The 18,282-nt window shown below is 74.5% G+C and carries 16 protein-coding genes; 7 read left to right on the top strand and 9 right to left on the bottom strand.

Annotated features, from left to right (window positions below; all coding sequences use genetic code 11):
* Positions 1 to 3 precede the first annotated feature (3 nt).
* Positions 4 to 930: a heme A synthase gene (locus E9549_RS11685; RefSeq protein WP_236826711.1), complete on the top strand. Its 927-nt coding sequence runs from the start codon at positions 4 to 6 to the stop codon at positions 928 to 930.
* 124 nt (positions 931 to 1,054) lie between these two features.
* Here E9549_RS11685 and E9549_RS11680 read toward each other — a convergent pair whose 3' ends face one another.
* Together E9549_RS11680 and E9549_RS11675 are read right to left on the bottom strand one after the other, a co-directional pair.
* Positions 1,055 to 1,435, bottom strand: coding sequence for a hypothetical protein (locus E9549_RS11680; protein WP_236826710.1), 381 nt, complete (start codon positions 1,433 to 1,435; stop codon positions 1,055 to 1,057).
* Positions 1,436 to 1,493: 58 nt separating this feature from the next.
* Positions 1,494 to 2,432 (bottom strand): heme o synthase, encoded by a 939-nt coding sequence (locus E9549_RS11675; RefSeq protein WP_236826709.1) that lies wholly within the window; start codon positions 2,430 to 2,432, stop codon positions 1,494 to 1,496.
* Positions 2,433 to 2,705: 273 nt separating this feature from the next.
* Between E9549_RS11675 and tkt the strand changes: the two genes are divergently transcribed.
* The 6 genes from tkt to pgl all read left to right on the top strand — a co-directional run bounded on the left by tkt (position 2,706) and on the right by pgl (position 11,363).
* On the top strand, positions 2,706 to 4,919 hold the full coding sequence (tkt, locus tag E9549_RS11670; protein WP_236826708.1) for a transketolase: 2,214 nt from the start codon (positions 2,706 to 2,708) through the stop codon (positions 4,917 to 4,919).
* Between the two features lie 95 nt (positions 4,920 to 5,014).
* Entirely contained in the window at positions 5,015 to 6,115 is a 1,101-nt protein-coding gene (gene tal, locus E9549_RS11665; protein WP_236826707.1) for a transaldolase, read from the top strand.
* A complete protein-coding gene (locus E9549_RS11660; RefSeq protein WP_236826706.1) occupies positions 6,112 to 7,716 on the top strand; it encodes a glucose-6-phosphate isomerase in 1,605 nt (534 codons plus the stop codon). The genes tal and E9549_RS11660 overlap by 4 nt, the downstream gene beginning before the upstream one ends.
* 131 nt (positions 7,717 to 7,847) lie before the next feature.
* Positions 7,848 to 9,365, top strand: a complete 1,518-nt coding sequence (gene zwf, locus E9549_RS11655) for a glucose-6-phosphate dehydrogenase (protein WP_236826705.1) — start codon at positions 7,848 to 7,850, stop codon at positions 9,363 to 9,365.
* A gap of 46 nt (positions 9,366 to 9,411) precedes the next feature.
* A complete protein-coding gene (locus E9549_RS11650; RefSeq protein WP_236826704.1) occupies positions 9,412 to 10,548 on the top strand; it encodes a glucose-6-phosphate dehydrogenase assembly protein OpcA in 1,137 nt (378 codons plus the stop codon).
* Complete coding sequence (gene pgl / locus E9549_RS11645) at positions 10,545 to 11,363, top strand: 6-phosphogluconolactonase (RefSeq protein ID WP_236826703.1); 819 nt, start codon at positions 10,545 to 10,547, stop codon at positions 11,361 to 11,363. Before E9549_RS11650 ends, pgl begins: the two co-directional genes overlap by 4 nt.
* A 1-nt stretch (position 11,364) precedes the next feature.
* Here the strand turns inward: pgl and E9549_RS11640 are convergent, their stop codons facing one another.
* The 7 genes from E9549_RS11640 to whiA all read right to left on the bottom strand — a co-directional run.
* On the bottom strand, positions 11,365 to 11,706 hold the full coding sequence (locus E9549_RS11640; protein WP_236826702.1) for an RNA polymerase-binding protein RbpA: 342 nt from the start codon (positions 11,704 to 11,706) through the stop codon (positions 11,365 to 11,367).
* 125 nt (positions 11,707 to 11,831) lie between these two features.
* Complete coding sequence (gene secG, locus E9549_RS11635; protein ID WP_236826701.1) at positions 11,832 to 12,068, bottom strand: preprotein translocase subunit SecG; 237 nt, start codon at positions 12,066 to 12,068, stop codon at positions 11,832 to 11,834.
* A 138-nt stretch (positions 12,069 to 12,206) separates the two neighbouring features.
* Positions 12,207 to 13,970, bottom strand: coding sequence for an ABC transporter substrate-binding protein (locus E9549_RS11630; protein ID WP_236826700.1), 1,764 nt, complete (start codon positions 13,968 to 13,970; stop codon positions 12,207 to 12,209).
* Between the two features lie 47 nt (positions 13,971 to 14,017).
* Positions 14,018 to 14,827: a triose-phosphate isomerase gene (gene tpiA, locus E9549_RS11625; protein WP_236826699.1), complete on the bottom strand. Its 810-nt coding sequence runs from the start codon at positions 14,825 to 14,827 to the stop codon at positions 14,018 to 14,020.
* A 12-nt stretch (positions 14,828 to 14,839) separates the two neighbouring features.
* Positions 14,840 to 16,033: a phosphoglycerate kinase gene (gene pgk, locus E9549_RS11620; protein ID WP_236826698.1), complete on the bottom strand. Its 1,194-nt coding sequence runs from the start codon at positions 16,031 to 16,033 to the stop codon at positions 14,840 to 14,842.
* The gene (gene gap / locus E9549_RS11615; protein WP_236826697.1) at positions 16,033 to 17,037 is read right to left on the bottom strand and encodes a type I glyceraldehyde-3-phosphate dehydrogenase; all 1,005 of its coding nucleotides are present in this window, start codon (positions 17,035 to 17,037) and stop codon (positions 16,033 to 16,035) included. The genes pgk and gap overlap by 1 nt, the downstream gene beginning before the upstream one ends.
* 236 nt (positions 17,038 to 17,273) lie before the next feature.
* The coding region (whiA, locus tag E9549_RS11610) for a DNA-binding protein WhiA (RefSeq protein WP_236826696.1) at positions 17,274 to 18,282 on the bottom strand (1,009 nt) is incomplete at its 5' end.

The following is an 18,282-nucleotide window of genomic DNA, read 5'->3' as shown; positions in this document are numbered from 1 at the left end:
GACGTGCCGGTGCTGCCCGCCTCCTTCTCGTCCACGACCATCTCGCGGGTCGCGTTCGCCAACCTGCTGGCCAACGGGGCGATCGTCCTGACCGGGGGCGTCGTCCGCCTCACCGGTTCCGGCCTCGGCTGCCCGACCTGGCCCCGGTGCACCGACGAGAGCTTCGTCACCACGCCGGAGATGGGCATCCACGGTGTGGTCGAGTTCGGCAACCGGCTGCTCACCTTCGTCCTCGCCGTCCTGGCCGTCTCGCTCGTCGTCGTGGTGGTGCGCTCACCGCGCCGCGACCTGCGCCCCCTGGCCGTGGCGGCGTTCCTCGGCATCCCCGCGCAGGGCGTCGTCGGCGGCATCACCGTCCTGACGGGCCTCAACCCGTGGACCGTCGCCGCGCACTTCCTCGTCTCCATGGGCCTCGTCGCGCTGACCACCGTGCTCTGGCTCCGGTCGCGGGAACCGGGCGTCGGCGAGCCGCTGCTGGGCCGTCCGTTCCGCCTGCTGGTCGGCGCGATCGCCGCCGTCACCGCGTTGGTGCTCGTCATGGGGACCGTGGTCACCGGCAGCGGGCCGCACAGCGGCGACCCCGAGGCCGGGCGCACCGGCCTGGACCCCGAGCTGGTCAGCCACCTGCACGCCGACGCCGTCTTCCTGCTCCTCGGGCTCACCGTCGCCCTGCTGGTGGCGCTCTACACGACCGACTCCCCCGGCCGGGTGCGCCGGGCCGCCCGCGACCTGCTCGTCGTGCAGCTGGCGCAGGGCGTCGTGGGCTACGTGCAGTACTTCACCGGCCTGCCGATCCTGCTGGTGCTCCTGCACATGCTGGGCGCCGTGCTCATCACCGCCTACACCGCCCGCCTGGTGTGGTCGGTCCGCGGGCCGGTGTCCGAGCGTCCGCTCACCGCACCCGCCGAGCCGGCGGTCGCCGCCCGCTGAGCCGCCGTCGCGCGGCCGGGCGGGTGCACCGGTCCCGCGCCGGGCGTGCGCGCCCACGCCGGGATCGGCGCGCTCGAACCCCGCGTGCGCGCCCACGCCGGGAACGGGTCGGGACAACCCGGGGTCAGCGCCCGTCGTCGCGGGGGATGCGCCGGGCCGCATGGACCGAGCGGATCTCCCGACGGCACTCCTCGGGCTCAGCGCTCAGCCGGCGGTAGCTGGAGCGCAGCCTCTGCCAGCCCTCGGTGGCCGGCAGGGCGACGTCTCGGCGGATGTCCCGCTCGCGCTGCTCCCGCGAGCCGTGCCACGCCGCGCCGTCCATCTCGACGGGGAGCAGGACGTCGTCGTAGGCGGCATCCAGCAGGTGGCTCCGACCGCCGACCGCGACCGCCCGCTGCTGGGTGAACGGGGGCATGCCCGGCCCGCGCAGCACCTGGAGCACCCCGTTTCTCCGGTTCGCCCTGGCAGCGTCGGCGAGGAGGCCCACCAGCTCCACGAGCGCCACGCGCCAACGCAGGCACGGGCGCCGCTCGATCTCGGCGCCCAGCTGCTGCCCGGTGGGGTCAGACGATGGCGTCGACGACGATCGCGACCGACAGCAGCGACAGGTACGAGATCGAGACGTGGAACAGCTGCATCGGCTTCATCTCGCCCCCGCGCTTGATGCGGGCCAGCAGCCGGTGGGACTCGACGACGAACCAGGCACCCAGCAGCGCCGCGGGGATCGCGTAGCCGAGCCCGATGCCGTAGCCGGAGGCCACCGGCCACAGCAGCAGGGAGACGGCGACGGTGGCCCACGCCCAGGCCACCGACTGCCGGCCGACCGACAGCGCGGTGGTGACCACGGGCAGCATCGGGACGTCGGCGCGGGCGTAGTCGTCCTTGAACCGCAGGGCGAGCGCCCAGAAGTGCGGCATCTGCCAGCAGAACACGATCCCGAAGACCACGACCGCCGGCCAGTCCAGCGACCCGGTGACCGCGGCCCAGCCGATCAGCACCGGCGCCGCCCCGGGCACGCCGCCCCACTCCGTGCTGCGGCGGGTGTGCCGCTTGAACACCATCGTGTACAGGACGGCGTAGTAGAAGATCGCCACCGCCGCGAGCACCGCCGCCAGCGGGGTCGTCGTCGCCAGCAGCAGCGCGATGGAGCTGACGGTGAGCACGCAGCCGAAGACGAGGGCCGCCCGCGGGGTCACCTCGCCGGTCACCAGCGGCCGCTTCTGGGTGCGCTGCATCAACCGGTCGATGTCGCGGTCGAAGTAGCAGTTGAAGACGTTGGCCGCGCCGGCGGCGAGGGTGCCGCCCAGCAGCGTCCAGAACAGCAGCGACAGCGACGGCCAGCCGCGGTCGGCCAGCATCATCGCCGGCACCGTCGTGATGAGCAGCAGCTCGATGATGCGCGGCTTGGTGAGGCCGACGTAGGCGCCGACGCGGGCCCGGAAGCGGGAGGCGAGGCGGGGGGCAGGGGCGGGGGCGGCGGTGCGCTCGGACAGCACCGTCACCGGGTGCCCTCGTGCGCGGTCGCGCGCGGGCAGCAGGGCACCACGGGATCCCTTCGAACCGGGGGCGGAACTCCCCCACTGTAGCCCCGGCCCGTCCCGAGGCCGCCGCGCGGCATGACCTCGGATGACTAGGGTTGATCACGTTGCTGCCGCCGGCGCAGCGGGTAGGGCCCGACCCGACGACGCCGTTCCGTCCTCCGGGCCCACCAGCCCGCCGGCGGCCGGCCGCGCCCGGGCACGACGTCAGGCCTACCTCGAGGGAGAACCGACCAGATGGACACGCGCAGCACCGGGCCGGAAGCACCGGCCGAGGCCGCGACCGACGCGCCGACCGGCAGCCCGGCGCAGCCGCAGCCGACCCTCCCCGACGGCTTCGGGGACCTCGACCGCCGCGCCATCGACACCGCCCGCGTGCTCGCGATGGACGCCGTCCAGAAGGTCGGCAACGGCCACCCCGGCACCGCGATGAGCATGGCCCCCACGGCCTACCTGCTGTTCCACAAGTGGCTGAAGCACGACCCCAGCGACCCGAACTGGGTCGGCCGCGACCGGTTCGTCCTGTCCATGGGGCACTCCAGCCTGACGCTCTACGTGCAGCTGTTCCTCGCCGGCTACGGCCTCGAGGTGGAGGACCTCCAGGCGCTGCGCACCTGGGGCTCCAAGACCCCGGGTCACCCCGAGGTCAACCACACCCCGGGCGTGGAGACGACGACCGGCCCGCTGGGCCAGGGCGTCGGCAACGCCGTCGGCATGGCGATGGCAGCCCGCCGCGAGCGCGGGCTGCTCGACCCCGACGCCCCCGAGGGCGAGAGCCTGTTCGACCACACCATCTGGTGCTTCGCCTCCGACGGCGACATGGAGGAGGGCGTCAGCGGCGAGGCGTCGTCGCTGGCGGGCACGCAGAAGCTCGGAAACCTGGTGGTCGTCTACGACGACAACCGCATCTCCATCGAGGACGACACGACCGTCGCCTTCACCGAGGACGTCGCGGCCCGCTACGAGGCCTACGGCTGGCACGTGCAGACCGTGGACGACGGCGAGGACCTCGCCGCCGTGGACGCAGCCTTCGCCGCCGCCGAGGCGGAGACCGGCCGGCCGTCGTTCATCCAGCTCCGCACGATCATCGCCTGGCCCGCGCCGAACAAGCAGAACACCGGGGCCTCGCACGGCTCCGCGCTGGGCGAGGACGAGGTCCGCGCCACCAAGGAGATCCTCGGCTTCGACCCCGAGCGCACCTTCCAGGTCGACGACGAGGTGCTGGCCCACGCCCGCTCGGTGGTGGAGACCGGCCGCGCCGCCCGCGCCGAGTGGGACGAGGCGTTCGCCGCCTGGGAGCAGGCCAACCCCGAGGGCGCCGCGCTGCTGGCCCGCATGCGCGAGCGCCGGCTGCCGGAGAACTGGGCCGAGGGGCTGCCGACCTTCCCCGCCGACGCGAAGGGCGTGGCCACCCGCAAGGCCTCGGGCAAGGTGCTGGCCGAGCTCTACCCGCGGCTCCCCGAGCTGTGGGGCGGGTCGGCCGACCTGGCGGAGAGCAACAACACCGCGGTGGAGGGCGAACCGTCGTTCCTGCCCGCCGACCGGCAGACCAAGATGTGGTCCGGCGGCCCCTACGGACGCACCATCCACTTCGGCGTCCGCGAGCACGCCATGGGCGCGGTGATGAACGGCATCGCCCTGCACGGCGGCACGCGCGTGTACGGCGGCACCTTCCTCACCTTCTCCGACTACATGCGCGGCGCGGTGCGGCTGGCCGCGCTCATGCAGCTCCCGGTCACCTACGTCTGGACCCACGACTCCATCGGGCTCGGCGAGGACGGGCCCACCCACCAGCCCATCGAGCACTTCGCCGCGTTGCGCGCCATCCCGGGGCTCGACGTCGTCCGCCCCGCGGACGCCAACGAGGTCACCGTCGCCTGGCGCACGATCCTGGAGAACAACGACCGGCCCGCCGGCCTGCTCCTGTCCCGGCAGAACCTGCCCGTGTTCGACCGCGAGCAGTTCGCCTCCGCCGAGGGCGTGGCCCGCGGCGCCTACGTCCTGGCCGAGGCGTCGGGCGGCAGCCCCGAGGTGATCCTGCTGGGGACCGGCTCCGAGGTGCAGATCGCCGTCGCCGCGCGGGAGCGGCTGGAGGCCGAGGGCGTCCCGACCCGCGTGGTCTCCGTGCCCTGCGTCGAGTGGTTCGCCGACCAGGACCAGGCCTACAAGGACGAGGTGCTCCCGCCCTCGGTCCGCGCCCGGGTGAGCGTGGAGGCCGGCGTGCCGATGGGCTGGCGCGAGTTCGTCGGCGACGCGGGCCGGATCGTCGGGCTCACCCACTACGGCGCCAGCGCCGCCTTCTCCGTGCTCTACGAGGAGTTCGGCCTGACCGACGAGGCGGTCGTCTCCGCGGCGCGGGAGAGCCTCGAGGCGGCCCGCGCCGGGAACGCCGTCCCCGCCGGCCCGGTGGCCGCCACCGGCGGCCTCCCCCACCCCACCGGCGACCGCTGAAGCAGAAGGAGCCCGTCGCCCCCCAGCCCTCGCGAGCTCGGGCCGGGGCCCTGCGACAGGGCCGTTCCAGAACCTCACCAGAAGGGCTGACGAACATGGCACAGAACGAGAAGCTGGCCGAGCTCTCCTCGGCCGGGGTCGCCGTCTGGCTCGACGACCTGTCCCGCGACCGCATCCGCAGCGGCAACCTCCAGTCGCTCGTCGACGAGCACTCCGTCGTCGGCGTCACCACCAACCCGACGATCTTCGCGGCGGCGATCAGCGGCTCGGAGTCCTACGACGACCAGCTGCACGCCCTCGCCGTCCGCCAGGTGAGCGTCGAGGAGGCGCTGCGGACCATCACCGCCGCCGACGTCCGCGACGCCTGCGACCTGCTGCGGCCGGTGGCCGAGCGGCAGCCGGGTGACGGGCGGGTCTCCCTGGAGGTGGCCCCCGGGCTGGCCGACGACACCGATGCGACGGCCGCCGAGGCCGCGCACCTGTGGTGGCTGGTCGACCGGCCGAACCTGTTCATCAAGATCCCGGCCACCGAGGCCGGGCTCCCGGCGATCACCGAGACGATCGCCAACGGCATCAGCGTCAACGTCACCCTCATCTTCAGCCTCGAGCGGTACAAGGCGGTCATGGACGCCTACCTCGCCGGCCTGGAGAAGCGGGTCGCCGAGGGCGGGTCGCTCGACGGCATCGCCTCGGTGGCGTCGTTCTTCGTGTCCCGGGTGGACAGCGAGATCGACAAGCGCCTCGACGCGGCGGGTGCGGACGCGTCGCTGAAGGGCAAGGCCGGCGTGGCCAACGCCCAGCTGGCCTACCAGGCGTACGAGGAGGTCTTCTCCAGCGACCGCTGGAAGGCCCTCGAGGCGGAGGGCGCGGTCGCGCAGCGTCCGCTGTGGGCCTCCACGGGGGTCAAGAACCCCGAGTACTCGGACACGATGTACATCAGCGAGCTGATCGCCCCGGGCACGGTGAACACCATGCCCGAGAAGACGCTGATGGCCTACGCCGACCACGGCACCCCGGGCACGCCGGTGCAGAAGTCCTACGACGACGCCGCCGCGGTCATGCAGGCGGTGCGCGACGCCGGCGTGGACCTCGACGACGTGTTCCGGGTGCTCGAGGAGGAGGGCGTGCAGAAGTTCGTCGACTCCTGGGACGAGCTCACCACTTCCGTGCGCGAGCAGCTGGAGGACAAGGCGTGACGCTCCAGGTCACCCGCGCCGACCTGGACGTCCCCGGGCCGCTGCGCACGGAGCTCGAGCAGGACGACGTCGCCGCCCGCCTGGCGCGCAAGGACGCGACGCTGTGGGGGCCCGACGCCGAGAGCGAGGCCGCGGTGCGGCTGGGGTGGCTGGACCTCCCGGCCACGTCGCGGCCGCTGCTCGCCTCGCTCGCCGAGCTGCGGGCCGAACTGGTCGCCGAGGGCCTGGACCGCATCGTCCTGTGCGGCATGGGCGGCTCGTCGCTCGCCCCGGAGGTCATCTGCCGGACCGCCGGTGTGCCGCTGGTCGTGCTCGACACCACCGACCCGGGCCAGGTGCTCGCGGCCATGACCGACCTGGAGCGCACCGTCGTGGTGGTGAGCTCCAAGTCGGGCGGCACCGTGGAGACGGAGAGCCAGCGCCGGGCGTTCGTGGCCGCGTTCGCCCGCGCCGGGCTCGACGAGGCCGAGACCGGCCGGCGCTTCGTCGTCGTCACCGATCCCGGCTCCCCGCTCGCCGAGACCGCCTCGGCCATGGGTGCCCGGGCGGTGTTCCTCGCCGACCCCACCGTCGGCGGGCGGTACAGCGCGCTGTCGGCCTTCGGGCTGGTGCCCTCGGCGCTGGCCGGGGCCGACGTCACCGCGCTCGTCGACGACGCCGAGCGGCTGGCCGAGCGGCTGGCCGAGCCGGGCAACCCCGCGCTGGAGCTGGGCCTGGCGCTGGGTGCGGCGTTCCGAGCCGACCGCGACAAGCTCGCGCTCGCCGACGCCGGGGAGACCCCGATCGAGGGCTTCGGCGACTGGGCCGAGCAGCTCATCGCCGAGTCGACGGGCAAGGAGGGCCGCGGCATCCTGCCCGTCGTGCTGGAGTCCCCGGAGGCGCCCGGCGGCTCGGGGCCCGACGTGCTGCTGGGCCTGGTCGGTGCCGACGCCCCGCCGGCCGGTCCGGCGGTCTGCGTCACCGGTCCGCTGGGGGCGCAGTTCCTCGGCTGGGAGTACGCCACCGCCGTCGCCGGACGGGTCCTGGGCATCAACCCCTTCGACCAGCCCAACGTGACCGAGAGCAAGGAGAACACCCAGGCGATCCTCGCCGCCGGGCTGCCCGACGAGCCGGCCGAGGCCACGATCGGCGCGGTGGAGATCCGCGGCACCGCCGAGCTGCTCCAGGGGGTGGACCTCACCTCCCACGACGGGCTGTCGCTGACGCTGGACGCGCTGCTGGCCGCCGTCCCGCCCCGCGGTTACCTGGCCGTCATGGCCTACCTGGACCGGCTCCGGGACGCGCGCGCCGCCGAGGTCCGCGCCGCGCTGGCGAAGCGCACCGAGCAGGCGGTCACCTTCGGGTGGGGCCCGCGCTTCCTGCACTCCACCGGGCAGTACCACAAGGGCGGGCCGCAGGTCGGGGTCTTCCTGCAGATCACCGGCGCCGCTGACGAGGACCTGCCGGTCCCCGACCAGCCGTACACCTTCGGCACCCTGCAGGCGGCACAGGCCGCCGGCGACCGCAAGGCGCTGGCCGATCGGGACCGCCCGCTGCTCCACCTGCACCTGACCGACCGGGCGGCGGGCATCGACCAGCTGCTCACCGCGTTGCACTGCTGAGGGCGGCGAGCCGGCCGGGGAGCCGCCCGAGCCGCGCCCGCCCCTCCCCGCCGTCCGGTCCGCCCGGACCGGACGGCGGGCCCCCGACCACGAGGACGGACGATGACCTCCCACCCGCTGCGCGGTCCGCGATGATCGTCAATCCGCTGCGCGACCCCCGGGACCGGCGACTGCCCCGGGTGCCCGAACCGTGCGCCCTGGTCGTCTTCGGCATCACCGGGGACCTGGCGCGGAAGAAGCTGCTGCCCGCCGTCTACGACCTCGCCAACCGGGGGCTGCTGCCGACCAACTTCGCCCTCCTCGGGTTCGCCCGGCGCGACTGGGGCGACACGGAGTTCGCCGAGCTCGCCCGCGACGCGATCCGCCAGCACGCCCGCACCCCCTGGCGCGAGGAGGTGTGGGAGCGGCTGGCCGGCAGCGTCCACTTCGTCCAGGGGTCGTTCGACGACGACACCGCGTTCGACGAGCTCGCCGCGGCGCTCGGCGAGCTCGAGGGGACGCACGGCATCGGCGGTAATGCCGCGTTCTACCTGTCGATCCCCCCGGGGATGTTCCCGGTGGTGCTCAAGCAGATGCAGCGCACCGGCATGGCCGAGAACACCCCCGGGCGGTGGCGCCGCGTCGTCGTCGAGAAGCCCTTCGGCACCGACCTGGCCTCCAGCCGGGAGCTCAACGCGCTCGTCGACTCGGTGTTCAGCGCCGACGACGTCTTCCGCATCGATCACTACCTGGGCAAGGAGACCGTCCAGAACCTGATGGCGCTGCGGTTCGCCAACAGCCTGTTCGAGCCGGTCTGGAACGGCCACCACGTGGACTCGGTGCAGATCACCATGGCCGAGGACGTCGGCATCGGCGGCCGGGCGGGCTTCTACGAGAAGACCGGCGCGGCCCGCGACGTGCTGCAGAACCACCTGCTGCAGCTGCTGGCCCTGACCGCGATGGAGGAGCCGGTCGAGTTCTCGGCGGAGGAGATCCGCACCGAGAAGCTCAAGGTGCTGCGGGCGGTCTCGCTGCCCGAGGACCTCTCGACCTTCGCGGTCCGCGGGCAGTACGAGCAGGGGTGGCTCGCCGGGGAGCGCGTCCGGGCCTACCGCCAGGAGGAGGGGGTCGACCCCGCGTCGACGACCGAGACCTTCGCGGCGGTGCGGCTGGGCGTGGAGACCCGCCGCTGGGCGGGCGTGCCCTTCTACCTCCGCGCAGGCAAGCGGCTGCCCCGCCGGGTCACCGAGATCGCCCTGGTCTTCAAGCGGGCGCCGCACCTGCCCTTCGCCGACACCGACACCGAGGAGCTGGGCAACAACCAGCTCGTCGTCCGCGTGCAGCCCGACGAGGGGGTCACCCTCAAGTTCGGGTCGAAGGTCCCCGGCAGCGTGATGGAGGTCCGGGACGTGTCCATGGACTTCCTCTACGGCGAGCAGTTCACCGAGACCAGCCCCGAGGCCTACGAGCGGTTGCTGCTCGACGTGCTCCTCGGCGACGCGACGCTCTTCCCGCGCAACGCCGAGGTGGAGGCCTCCTGGGCGGTGATCGACCCGCTGGAGGAGTTCTGGGCCGGTTCGGAGCCCGCGCCGTACCGGGCCGGTGAGTGGGGGCCGCGCGCGGCCGACGCGATGCTGGCCGCCGAGGGCCGCCGCTGGCGGCGGCCGTGACCGGCGGGCGCGCGACCGGCCTGCAGCCACGAGCGGAGGAGACCCCGTGACGACCCTCTGGGACACCACCGGTTCTGCGGTGGTCAAGGAACTGGCCGCCCAGCGCCGCACCGGCGGCGCCGTCCTCTCCGGCGTGGCGCTCACGCTGGTGGTCGTGGCCGACGAGAGCCGGGTGGCCGAGGCCGAGGAGGCCGCGACACACGCGGCCGAGATGCACCCCTGCCGGGTGCTCGTCGTGGTCCGCCGCCAGATCGACGCGCCGGTCCCCCGGCTCGACGCCGAGGTGGTCATCGGGGGGCGGCTGGGCCCGGGCGAGGCGGTGGTCATGCGGATGTACGGCCGCCTGGCGCTGCACGCCGAGTCCGTCGTCCTCCCGCTGCTGGCCGCGGACGCACCGGTGGTCGCCTGGTGGCACGCGCCGGCGCCCGAGCAGCTGGCCACCGACGCGCTGTCCGTCGTCGCCGACCGCCGGATCACCGACAGCTCCCTCGCCGAGGACCCGCTCGCCGCGCTGCGCACGCGCGGGCAGGACTACGTGCCCGGCGACACCGACCTGGCCTGGACCCGGGGCACCGCGTGGCGGGCCACGCTCACCTCCACCCTCGACGCCGTGGCCGGCCGCCGCGGCGAGCCGGTCCGGGTGCGCAGCGGGCAGCTCACCGGGGACCCGCGGAACCCCACCGCGCAACTGCTCGCCGGGTGGCTGGCCGCCCGCGGCGGGTGCCCGGTCGACATCGAGGCGGGCACCCGCCGCGCCGGGCCCTCGGGCGTGGAGGCCGTGGCGCTGCGCCTGGACCAGGACGAGGAGGTGCGGGTCGCCGCCGACCACCGCGGCGGCGCGGTGATCTCGCAGCCCTACCGGCCCGACTCCACCGTCGCCCTGCCGGAGCGGGTGCTGGGCGACCTGCTCAGCGAGGAGCTGCGGCGGCTGGACCCCGACGAGCCCTACGCCGACGCGCTCTCCTCCGCCACCGGCATCGCCGGGCTGGCCGAGCGTGCGCGGTCCCGGCAGCACATCTGGTTCGACCCGGCCGAGAACGACGGCGACGAGACCGGCCCGACCGGCCCGACCGGCCCCACCGTGCCCGGCGACTCCGAGGACTCCGACGAGGTCGCCCTCCACGGGGAGCGGAACGCCGGGGAGCCCGCGCCCACCGACGTCCGACCGGGGAGGACCTCGTGAGAACTGACCCTCCCGCCGCCCACCACTCGCAGGCCGGCACCGGGCCCCAGCAGGAGGGCCAGGTGGCGGACGTCGTCATCGAACCCGACGCCGACCGGCTGGCCCGGTCGGTCGCCGAGGCGCTCGTCGCCCGGCTCGCGGCCGCCCAGGCGGTGCACGGCACCGCGTCGGTCGTGCTGACCGGTGGCGGCATCGGCATCGCGGTGCTGGAGCGGGTGGCCGGCCTGGCCGCCGAGCCGGTGCGGGAGACGGTCGACTGGACCGCCGTCGACGTCTGGTGGGGCGACGAGCGCTTCGTCCCCGCCGGCGACGCCGAGCGCAACGAGGGGCAGGCCCGGACGGCGCTGCTCGACCGCGTCGGCGTGCCCGCGGAGCGGGTGCACGCGATGCCCGCCACGGACTCGGGCGCCTCCCCCGAAGAGGCCGCCGAGGCCTACCTCGCCGAGCTCCGCGCCCACGCCGGCGGGGCCGGCCTGCCCCGTTTCGACGTGCTGCTGCTGGGCATGGGGCCCGAGGGCCACACGGCGTCCATCTTCCCGGGGTCGCCGGCGGTCCGCGACGAGCGACCGGTGGTCGCGGTGCGCGACTGCCCCAAGCCGCCGCCGACCCGGATCAGCCTCGGTTACCCGGCGATCAACAGCGCCGAGGAGGTGTGGGTGCTCGTCACCGGCGAGGGCAAGGCCGAGGCCGTGGCCGCCGCGCTGGGCGGCGCCGACCCCGCCGACATCCCGGCGGCCGGGGTGCACGGCACGCGCGCCACCCGCTGGCTGCTGGATGCCGGCGCGGCGTCACGCCTGCCCCGCGCCGGAGGTTGAGTCAGCCGCCGCGGCGCACGCGCAGCCGGTCGAGGGCCTCCTCGAGCAGGGCGTCGCCGTCGGCGTCGCTGCGCCGCTCGCGCACGTAGGCCAGGTGGGTCTTGTACGGCTCGATCCGCGGCGCGGGCGGCGGGGCGGCGCTGTCCTGCCCGGCGGGCAGCCCGCAGCGCGGGCAGTCCCACAGCTCGGGGACCTCGGCCTCGCTCGCGAGCACCACGCGGGTCTCGTGCCCGTTGGCGCACCAGTAGGGGATCCTCCGGCGGGGTGCGGACTCGCCGCGCTCCACCTCGCCGACCGGACCCGCCCCGACCCGGGTGCCCCGGATCGCATTCCCACCAGCCACGTGTGCCCCCTGATCGTCCGTCCGGGCGCGGCGCCGCCGGCACCGCGGGAGGAGTCTAGGGCCTGGGCAGCCGCTTCCCGGTCACTTTTCCGCGCCGGTTGTGAAGCGGCCCACTCACGGGCAGGTCAGGGCGTGACCTTGATCAGGATGCCGAGGCCGACGATGCACACGGTCCACACCAGCGCGGTCAGCACGGTCAGCCGGTTGAGGTTCTTCTCGACCACCGACGACCCGGACAGCGAGGAGGAGACCGAGCCGCCGAACATCGAGGACAGACCGCCCCCCTTGCCGCGGTGCAGCAGGATGAGCACCACGAGCAGCAGGCTGCTGAGCACCAGCAGCACGTTGAGGACCAGCTCCATCGACCTCTCCGGAAGGTTGTCGGCGACCGGCGACCGACGCCAGTTCTCCGCCCGAGGGTAGCCGACGGACCGCACCCCGCGGTCCAGCCCTGCCGGGAAGGGCGCCCCCGCGGATCAGCCGCCCGCGGCGGGCGCCCGTCAGCGGACGCCGGCGGTGGCCACGTCGTAGCCGTCGTACGGCCGCATGACCAGACCGTTGCGCAGCCGCTGCCCCGCGAGCAGCTGGATGCGGGTCTCGGCCAGCGGCACGTAGGCCGCCCGGTCCTGCGCCGCGGCGGCGACCTCGGCCCACCGGGCGTCCCCCGCCCGGGCGCGGTCGACGAGGGAGTCGATCTCCGGATCGGCCAGCCGCGCGTAGTTCGGGTTGCCCACCCGGGCGATGCTCCGCCCGTCGACGAGGGGCACGAGGAACGACCCCGGCGTCGGGAAGTCGGCCGTGCGGGTGGCGAGGACCAGCCCGTAGCCGCTCGCGGCGACGTTGTCCGGGTTGCCGACGTCGGTGGCGTAGAAGGTGGCCGGGTCCAGCGGCCGGACCTCGACGTCGATCCGGACCTCGGCGAGCTGGGCGGCGATCTCCTCGGCGACGTCGACGCTGCTGCTCACGTCGGGGACCGCCAGGACGGTGGTGAACCCGTCGGGCCGGCCGCACTCCTCGAGAGCGGCGCGGGCAGCGTCGAGATCGGGCTCCAGCTCACCGGCGTCGGGGCCGCCGGCCAGCGCCCGCGGCCACAGGGTGCTGCTGCGCACCGCGTCGACCGCACCGCCGAGCGCCTCCTGGATGCCGCGGCGGTCGATGGCGGCGGCGACGGCGGCGCGGCAACCGGCGTCGTCCATCGGGACGACGTCGGTGGGCAGCGCGAGCAGGCGGACGGCGCCGGTGGTGACGTCGTCGACCCGGTCCAGCAGCTCCTCGCCACCGTCCCCGGCCAGGCGGGCCGTCGTCGCCGGCATGACCCCGGTGCCCGAGAGGTCGAGGTCCGCGGAGCCGGCGAGCAGCGCCTGGTCCCGGGCCAGGCCGGAGAGCCCGGTGCGCACCACGACGGCGTCGGGCAGCGCCGTGCGCACCTCGTCGGTGGAGGGGTCCCACTCGGGGTTGCGCTCCAGCAGGATGCCGGTCTCGGGGTCCACCGAGGAGACCGCGTAGGGGCCCGAGGACACCGGGTCGGCGCCGTACTCGCCGCGGGTGTCGGCCTCGGCCGGCACCGGGCTGGCCGACGGCAGCGCCAGCACGTACGGGAGGTCCGGCTGCGGGGCCCGCAGCCGGAAGACGATCGTGCGCTCGTCGGGCGTCTCGATCGAGGACAGGACCGGGTCGTCCTCCTCGGTGGAGTACGGGCCCGGGTAGGGGTTGGCGGGGTCGTCGAGCAGGCCGACCAGGTAGGTGGGGCCGCCGACGATCACGTCCGAGGCGAACGAGCGCTGGATGCCGTACTTGACGTCCCCGCTGGTGATCGGCCGGCCGCTCTCGAAGCGGACCCCCTCCTTCAGCGTGAAGGTCCAGCTCAGCCCGTCCTCGGAGACCGTCCCGAGGTCGGTGGCGAGGTCGGGCACCAGCTCGGTCGTCCCCCCCGGCGCGCTGGCGAACGTCACCAGGGTGCGGGCGTAGAGCCGCATCAGGTTCCACACGCCGGGCAGGTAGGAGCGCTGCGGGTCCAGGCTGTCCAGGGTGGGGGCGACGACCCGCAGCGTGCCGCCGCGCTCGTCCGACGGCGACCGGACGCCCTCGACGCCGGCGTCGGGACCGTCGCCCAGCACCGGCACGTCGGCCCGCCCGCCCGCGCCGCCGAGGCAGCTGACGGCGAGGACGACGACCAGCGCGATGACCGCCGCCGAGCCGAGCAGGCGCCGGCGCGACCAGCCACGGGCCCAGCCCGGCAGCCGATCCGCCGTCGAAGGCTCCACCTGCTGCCCACCCCCATCCGTGTCCGGCCGGGGGCGGGCAGCAGGGTTCAGCTACCGCCCGCGGCGATCCGGCAGATCTGCGCGAACTCGTCGGCGTCCAGGCTGGCCCCGCCGACGAGCGCACCGTCGATGTCCGCCCCGGCCAGGATCCCGGCCGTGTTCGCGGCCTTCACCGACCCGCCGTAGAGGATACGGACGGCCGCGCCCGTCTCGTCGCCGAAGCGCTCGGCGAGCCGCGCCCGCAGCGCCCCGCAGACCTCCTGCGCATCGTCGGGCGTGGCGACCTCGCCGGTGCCGATGGCCCACACCGGCTCGTAGGCGACGACCAGGCCGGCGACCTGCTCGGCGGAGAGCCCCTCGAGCGCGGCGTCCAGCTGCCGGGTGCAGTGGGCGACGTGCTCGCCGGCCCGGCGGACGTCGAGCCCCTCCCCCACGCACAGGATCGGCACCAGGCCGTGCCGGAGCGCCGCCTGCACCTTCGCGGCGACGACCGCGTCGTCCTCCCCGTGCAGCGCCCGCCGCTCGGAGTGCCCGACGGTGACGTAGCCGCAGGCCAGGGCGCTCAGCATGCCGCCGCTGACCTCACCGGTGTAGGCCCCGGAGTCCTGGGCGGAGAGGTCCTGGGCGCCGTAGCCGATGTCGAGCTTGTCGCCGGCCACCAGGGTCTGCACGCTGCGCAGCGCGGTGAACGGTGGGAGGACGACGACCTCGGCGGCCTCGAGCTCCTTCTCCTTGAGCGTGAACACCACCTTCTGGACCAGGCCGATGGCCTCCAGGTGGGTCAGGTGCATCTTCCAGTTGCCGGCGATCAGCGGCCGGCGCCCCTCGGGCGCCGGGGTGGACCGGTTGCGTGCCATGTCGCTCCTCGCTCAGTCGGCCAGCACCGCGAGGCCCGGGAGGTCCCGGCCCTCGAGGTACTCCAGCGACGCGCCGCCACCGGTGCTGATGTGCCCGTAGGCGCTCTCGTCGAGACCGAGCACCCGCACCGCGGCCGCCGAGTCCCCGCCACCCACGACGGAGAGCCCGTCGACGGCGGAGACCGCCTGCGCCACACCGCGGGTGCCGTCCTGGAAGGGCGCCAGCTCGAAGACGCCCATCGGGCCGTTCCAGAACACCGTGCGGGCGTCGCCCAGCGTGGCGCCGAACAGCTCCACGGTGCGCGGGCCGACGTCCAGACCCATCTGGTCCTCGGGGATGGCGTCGACCGGCACGGTGGTGGTCGGGGCGTCCGCGCTGAACTCGGGCGCGCAGACGACGTCGACCGGGAGCACGATCCTCCTCCCCGCCTCGGCCAGCAGCCGCCGGCAGGTCTCCACCTGGTCGGCCTCCAGGAGGGACTTCCCCACCCCGTGGCCCTGGGCGGCCAGGAAGGTGAAGCACATCCCGCCGCCGACGAGCAGCCGGTCGACCTTGGGCAGCAGGGCCTCGATCACCGCGAGCTTGTCGCTGACCTTCGAGCCGCCCAGCACCACGACGTAGGGCCGCTCGGGGTCGGTGGTCAGCCGGGTGAGCACGTCGAGCTCGCGGGCGACCAGCCGCCCGGCGTAGTGCGGGATCCGCTCGGCGACGTCGAAGACCGACGCGTGCGCCCGGTGGACGGCGCCGAACGCGTCGTCCACGTAGACGTCGGCCAGCGCGGCGAGCCGGTCGGCGAGCTCGCCCCGCTGGGCGTCGTCCTTGCTCGTCTCGGCGGCCTCGAAGCGGACGTTCTCCAGCAGCAGGACGTCGCCGTCGCCGAGGGCGGCCGCCTGCTCGCGCGCGTCCTCCCCCGCCACGTCGGCGGCGAGGGGCACGGTGGTGCCGAGCAGCTCGCCCAGCCGGGCGGCCACCGGCGCGAGCGAGAACTGCGGGTCGGGCGTGCCCTTGGGCCGGCCGAGGTGCGCGGCGACCAGCACCCGCGCCCCGGCCTCCCGCAGCGCCTGCAGCGTGGGCAGGCTGGCGCGGATCCGGCCGTCGTCGGTGATCTCGCCGGTCTTCTTGTCCAGCGGGACGTTCAGGTCGGCGCGCAGCAGCACGCGCCGGCCCGAGACGCCCTCGGAGATGAGGTCGTCGACGGAGCGCATCAGAGGGACTTGCCCACCAGGGTGGTCAGGTCGACGAGGCGGTTGGAGTAGCCCCACTCGTTGTCGTACCAGCCCAGGACCTTGACCATCGGGCCGAAGACCTTGGTCAGCTTGGCGTCGTAGATGCACGACGAGGGGTCGGTGACGATGTCCGAGGAGACGATCGGCGCGTCGGTGTAGGTGAGGTACTTGCCCAGCGGCCCGGCGGCGGCCTCGCGGTAGGCGGCGTCGATCTCGTCGGCCGAGGCCTCGCGGGAGACCTGCACCGTGAGGTCGGTGGCCGATCCCGTGGGGACCGGCACGCGGATGGCGTAGCCGTCGAGCTTGCCCTTGAGCTCGGGCAGGACCAGGCCGATGGCCTTCGCGGCGCCGGTGGAGGTCGGCACCATGTTCAGCGCGGCGGCGCGGGCCCGGCGCAGGTCCTTGTGCGGGCCGTCCTGGAGGTTCTGGTCGGCGGTGTAGGCGTGGATCGTGGTCATCAGGCCGCGCTCGATGCCGAAGGCGTCGTTGAGCACCTTGGCCAGCGGCGCGAGGCAGTTGGTGGTGCACGAGGCGTTGCTGATGATCGTCTGCGAGCCGTCGTAGAGGTTGTCGTTGACGCCCATGACGATCGTGATGTCGTCGTCGGTGGCCGGCGCGGAGATGATGACCTTCTTGGCGCCACCGGCGTCGACGTGCTTGCGGGCGTCGGCGGCCTTGGTGAAGAAGCCGGTCGACTCGACGACGACGTCGACGCCGAGGTCGCCCCAGGGCAGGTTGGCCGGGTCGCGCTCGGAGAGGACCTTCATGGTCCTCCCGCCGATCTTGATGCCCTCGCCGTCGGCGGCGACGTCCTCCTTCAGGACGCCCAGGATGCTGTCGTACTTCAGCAGGTGCGCCAGCGCCTCGTTGCTGGTCAGGTCGTTGACCGCCACGATCTCGATGTCCTGGCCGCTGGCCGCGGCGGCCCGCCAGAAGTTGCGGCCGATCCGGCCGAATCCGTTGATGCCTACCCGGACCGTCACTGCAGACCTCCCATGGGAACCGTCACGTCGGTTGCCGCGCGGACCGCGCGGCCTCGCTCCGTGGAGACCCTATCGGTCGCGCTGGGCCCTGGCTCCCGCTCCCTGTCGGCCAGGTCACCTGATCGAGAAGGTCCTGGCTCAGCACCGACGGTGAGCCCGGACCCTCGACGTCGGGCAAGGACACCCCGACCAGGAACCCGCGCCGAGGGACGAGGCGCGGGGGCGAGGGGGTCCTTCTACTGGGCCAGCATGTCGTCGGTGACGACGGACTCCGTGTCCGGGATGCCGAGGTCCTTGGCGCGCTTGTCGGCCATGGCCAGCAGCCGCCGGATCCGCCCGGCGACGGCGTCCTTGGTCATCGGCGGGTCGGCCCGCTGGCCGAGCTCCTCCAGCGAGGCCTGGCCGAACTCGAGGCGCAGCCGGCCGGCGACCAGCAGGTGCTCGGGCGCGTCCTCGCCGAGGATCTCCAGCGCCCGCTCGACCCGGGCGCTCGCGGCGACGGCGGCCCGCGCGGAGCGGCGCAGGTTGGCGTCGTCGAAGTTGGCCAGACGGTTGGCGGTGGCCCGCACCTCGCGGCGCATCCGCCGCTCCTCCCAGGCCAGCACCGCGTCGTGCGCGCCCATCCGAGTGAGCAGCGCGCTGATCGCGTCGCCGTCCCGGACGACCACGCGGTCGGCCCCGCGCACCTCCCGGGCCTTGGCGGCGATGCCCAGCCGGCGGGCCGCGCCGACGAGGGCCATCGCGGCCTCCGGGCCGGGGCAGGTGACCTCCAGCGACGACGAGCGCCCCGGCTCGGTCAGCGAGCCGTGGGCCAGGAAGGCGCCGCGCCAGGCCGCCTCGGCGTCGTTGATGCTGCCCGAGACGACGGCCGGCGGCAGGCCGCGCACGGGGCGGCCGCGCTGGTCCACCAGCCCGGTCTGGCGGGCCAGGCCCTCGCCGTGCTTGGCGATGCGGACCAGGTAGCGCACCCCCCGGCGGATGTTGCCGCCGGCGAGCACGCTCACCCCGCTGGTGTAGCCGTAGACCTCGCTGATGTCCCGGCGCAGCCGCCGGGCCACCGAGCCGGTGTCCAGCTCCGCCTCGATGACGACACGGCCTCCGACGATGTGCAGGCCACCGGAGAACCGCAGCAGCGCGGTCACCTCCGCCTTGCGCTCGGAGGTCTTCGTGCACTCCACCCGGGAGAGCTCGTCCTTCACCATGGCGGTCATCGCCATGCCGTCCACCCCCACGTTCCCCCGGGAG

Origin of the sequence: Blastococcus sp. MG754426 (genome assembly GCF_021699055.1) — a bacterium.
Lineage (GTDB): Bacteria > Actinomycetota > Actinomycetes > Mycobacteriales > Geodermatophilaceae > Blastococcus.
The sequence above is the reverse complement of the archived record's forward strand: the minus strand, read 5'-3'. Positions and strand labels throughout refer to the sequence as shown.